At 65.1% G+C, this 3270-nt stretch carries 2 protein-coding genes; one reads left to right on the forward strand and one right to left on the reverse strand.

The features are described from left to right. Positions 1–521: 521 nt before the first annotated feature. Positions 522–683 carry a hypothetical protein gene (locus G6039_RS30930; protein WP_006937390.1) on the reverse strand — a complete coding sequence of 54 codons (162 nt, stop codon included), beginning with the start codon at positions 681–683 and terminating at the stop codon, positions 522–524. Positions 684–1376: 693 nt separating this feature from the next. Here G6039_RS30930 and G6039_RS29905 point away from each other — a divergent pair. Beyond that, complete coding sequence (locus tag G6039_RS29905) at positions 1377–2852, forward strand: glyceraldehyde-3-phosphate dehydrogenase (RefSeq protein ID WP_043803016.1); 1476 nt, start codon at positions 1377–1379, stop codon at positions 2850–2852. Positions 2853–3270 lie beyond the last annotated feature (418 nt).

A 3270-nucleotide genomic window follows, 5' to 3' on the forward strand; every position in this document is an offset into this window, starting at 1 on the left:
CCCTACCGGAACTGCCCCCGATACCCGGACTCTGAACCCCTCGAGCCCACACACCATCGACATGTTCTGAGGCGTGACGCTTGGTCCTTGCTCGACGGCAGGCCGGTGAGCCCCCCACCAGGTGTGGTGGATAAGCACGATTACCCACCACTCATGTTGCGGTGCAGCAGAGTTGGACGGAACGACGGGCGAGGAAGGTGCCATGGCGCCTGTGCCCGCTTGGCGTGGGAACACGGGTTCAGGACCGGGACCGTCCCAGCCGATCAATCCGGCCGGATCGGCGGCAGCGAACAGCGCCACGACGGCATCTTTGCTGGTGCCGTCCGGCGACCGACCGGCGATCGGATCGAGGTGGTGTTCGTGCTGGAGGTGCGAGACGTGGCGACCGTACGCGCCCGGTTGTGCTGGACGCGGTAGTGGTGGCGCCCACGTCATTCCGGCTCGTGCCGGAACGACGTTCCTACGCCACGGGCGAGGCCCCCGGAACCAGGGATTCCGGGAGCCTCGCCTGTGTTGCGCTGTCAGAGGCAGTCGTTGCCGGGCGCGGGCAACTCGACCCCGAAGTCGCGTCGCATGATCCCGACTCCCGTGCCGGACAGGGTGCGCAGCTTCGTCGGGTGCAAGCCGACCTCGTGTGCCTGCTCGACAAGGCCGAGCAGGCGCGTGTCGGACAGCGGATGCAACGCCGCTTCCTCACGGGCGGCGTCGAACGCGCACCCTGCGTCCGGTCCCTGGACGTCGACGTAGGCGAAGACCTGGCAACCGTCAACGCTGTCACTCGCTCCGATCCGTGCAGGCTCCGAGCCACTGCGGCCATCGCCTCGGACGCGGCGGCCGGGTCTAGCACTCCACTGCCCCGCACGCGATCGACGGACAGACCGGGATGGCTACGGCCGACATGAGCCCATGCGTCGAGCCTGAGCCCCGCTCTTCTTCGCCATGGTCGCGGAGGGCGCGCACATGCGCCTTCCCGCGTGCGCCCGCTGGAACGTGACCGAATCCGATCCACCAGGATGTGACCTGCGTCCGCACCGCAGCGAGGGGGAGTATCGGCCTCTGCTTGCTTGCTGCTGTGCGCCGCCGCCGCTCACTCACAAGAAGCCTCCTCCTGCTGCTACTGATGGATAGGACAGCAGGTTGTCCGTGGCATTCTTCGCGTGAGGCGGCAGGTCCACGCCCCCGGGACGGTTTCGGCGACCGGCTTGTCGATCCGAGGGAGCGCTTCCATATGCTTGGTGTTGCGCACGTCCTGATCGGCGTCGGTCGTGAACTGTTCCACCGATCCGGAACGCTGACCGGCGAGTGACGTGCGTCTCGTCCGGGCCGGCATCCAACCACCGGACGTGTCACACGAGCCGGAAAGGCAGAGGAGCACAGTGAGCACAGCAGAATTGGCACAGTGGAACTCCGAGGAGGCTCTTGCGGAAGCGATGATCCCGATCATCGGTGGCTTACACCGCACGCGTTCGGTGACCATTCTGCTTCACAGTCGCTCCCTGGTGAACAAGTCGGTCATCAGCATCCTGCGAACCCATCGTTTCGCCCGACAGATCAGCGGCGACGAGCTGTCCGTCGAAGAGACGTTCCCTTTCCTCGAGGCACTGACGCATCTCGACCTCCGGCCCTCCAAGGTCGATCTCGGACTGTTGGTGATGAACTACCGGGCGAACGGCGACGGAGTGTCGATCCCTGAGTTCGTTGCACGCAGTCTTGCCGAACTGGCCGGTGCCGCTCCGACGTCTCCGCAGCCGCAGGATGTGATCCTGTACGGATTCGGGCGCATCGGTCGACTGGTGGCTCGACTCCTGATCGAAAAGGCCGGCTCGGGAAATGGGTTGAACTTGCGCGCCGTGGTGGTCCGAAAGGGAGGTAGTGACGACCTGACCAAGCGCGCCTCGCTGCTGCGTCGCGACTCGGTCCACGGGCAGTTCAACGGCACGATCAAGGTCGACCCAGAGAACAACACCCTGATCGCCAACGGCAACGTCATCAAGTTCATCTACAGCAACGATCCGACGAGCGTCGACTACACCGAGTACGGCATCGACAACGCCATCCTGATCGACAACACCGGGATCTGGCGCGACCGCGACGGGCTGTCGCAGCACCTCCGCCCGGGTGTGGCCAAGGTGGTGCTCACCGCGCCCGGCAAGGGCGACGTGCCCAACATTGTGCACGGCGTCAATCACCGCGACCTCGACCCGACCGAGAACATCGTCTCGTGCGCATCGTGCACCACCAATGCCATTGTCCCGCCACTGAAGGCCATGGACGACGAGTTCGGTGTCGCGCGAGGCCACGTCGAGACCGTGCACTCCTTCACCAATGACCAAAACCTGCTGGACAACTACCACAAGGCCGATCGGCGCGGCCGATCGGCGCCCTTCAACCTCGTGCTCACCGAAACAGGTGCCGCGTCGGCCGTGGCGAAGGCGCTTCCCGGCCTTCAGGCCAGGATCACCGGTAACTCGATCCGCGTACCCACCCCGGACGTCTCAGTCGCCATCCTCCACCTTCAGCTGGGGCGTGAGACCACCAAAGATGAAGTGCTCGAACATCTTCGTCAGGAATCGCTGACAGGCGCACTGAGTCGGAATCTCGACTACACCGCGGCAACCGACGCCGTGTCCAGCGACTTCATCGGTTCACGCGCGGCATGCATCATTGACGCCAACGCGGCAATCGTCGACGGTGACACCGCCATTCTCTACGTCTGGTACGACAACGAGTTCGGTTACTCATGCCAGGTGGTGCGTACCGTCCAGTACCTCTCGGGCGTGGAGTACGCCGTCTACCCCGTCACGGGCAGCGCTTCCGTGGAGCCGGTCGGTTCGCCTGCCACTGCCCAGTGACATCGCACCTGCGAGGGGTCGTCTGCGGGGTGAATGCCGTGGCAGCAGCGGTATGGGACCGAATCGTGGAGAGTTCTTCTACGGCACCACAAGCGTCTACCGGGCTGAATCGGGCAGGCCCGTCCTGACGGACGAACTGTCGCCTGTCACGTACTGGCGATTCACGGTTCCGGAAGGCGAACCGCCGAAGGACTCCCACGCCACGGTCGAGCTGCGCTGCACGTGCATCCGTTCGAGGACTTCACCGGCCGAGCGGTCCGGGTGAGGGTCGCCGGAGCGATGCGGCGGCTGGGGTCAAGTCCCTGGAGGTGGTGTACGACGTCGTCGCGTGATTCCTCGGGAGTGGGTCAGGCAGTCAAGGCCGGTGTCACCTCCCCGGTCTCCTCGGCGACACTGTCGGCGGGCTTGTCGGTGCGGG

The sequence above is a fragment of the Rhodococcus aetherivorans genome (genome assembly GCF_011058165.1).
Taxonomy (GTDB): Bacteria; Actinomycetota; Actinomycetes; order Mycobacteriales; family Mycobacteriaceae; genus Rhodococcus; species Rhodococcus aetherivorans.